The following is an 845-nucleotide window of genomic DNA, read 5'->3' on the forward strand; positions in this document are numbered from 1 at the left end:
CTCCGGCACGCCGCCGGGCTGGGCAAGCGCGAAGCCGTCACCCGCTGGTTCCAGCCGCCCGACCCGGTGCCGGCCCGACGCTGGCTCACTGGCCAGGCCCGCCGCGTCCACACCCGCCTGGCCGAAGCGCTCGGCAACCCCGATCCGCTTCCCGTCCTGCTCGCCCAGCCCGGCATCATCAGTGCCGACGCGGATAGCATTCTGGTCAGTTTCCCGCTCGCCAGCCACCCGCTGGCGCTGCGCCTCGCCGGTCTGGACCGCGACCCCGGTTTCCTGCCCGCGGCGGGCCGCTCCATCCGGTTCGACTTCCCATGTTGAGCGCCGGCCAGCATCTCAATCTGGCGCTGACGGGTCTGGCCGCCAGCCTCGCCAGCCGGGCGCCGGCGCTTGCTGGCCTCGCCGCCGATCATGCCGCCGCCTTTGCCGGGATCGCCGGGCAACGCTTTGGACCTGATTGGCAATCCGTCGTCACCTGGCTTGGCGATCCGGCTCAGCCGCTGCCTCGCCTTGCCACCGCGCTGACCAACGCCGGCCTGCCCGCCATCACCCTGCAGCTGTTGCTTGCGATCGGCCTGGTGGAGGAAGAGCCGCGGTTGGCGGCCCTGCTTGGTGACGGCCGCCACGCCACACCCGGCGGGCTGGTCGCCGCCCTGCGCGAGGCGGATGGCAGCGATGATCCGATGGCGGTGAAGGATTCGCTGGCGCAGCTGTTGCGGCTGGGTCTGGCCACCGCGCTCGATCCCGCCAAGCCGCGGCTCGATCAGCCGCTCGCCATCCCGGCGCCGCTGTGGGATGCGCTCGCCGGCTCAACCGCGGGCCTGCCCGGCGCCCGGCTGCAGCCCGTC

General features: G+C 73.4%; 2 protein-coding genes. Both read left to right on the plus strand.

Annotated elements, in window-relative coordinates; all coding sequences use genetic code 11:
- On the plus strand, window positions 1-318 hold a 318-nt coding region (locus GJ693_RS17295; protein ID WP_197042314.1), incomplete at its 5' end, for a hypothetical protein.
- Window positions 312-845, plus strand: a 534-nt coding sequence (locus GJ693_RS16345; RefSeq protein WP_197042315.1) for a hypothetical protein, incomplete at its 3' end; no start/stop codon positions are given. The genes GJ693_RS17295 and GJ693_RS16345, both read left to right, overlap by 7 nt.

This window comes from Sandarakinorhabdus oryzae (genome assembly GCF_009733735.1).
In the GTDB taxonomy this organism is placed as follows: domain Bacteria; phylum Pseudomonadota; class Alphaproteobacteria; order Sphingomonadales; family Sphingomonadaceae; genus Sandarakinorhabdus; species Sandarakinorhabdus oryzae.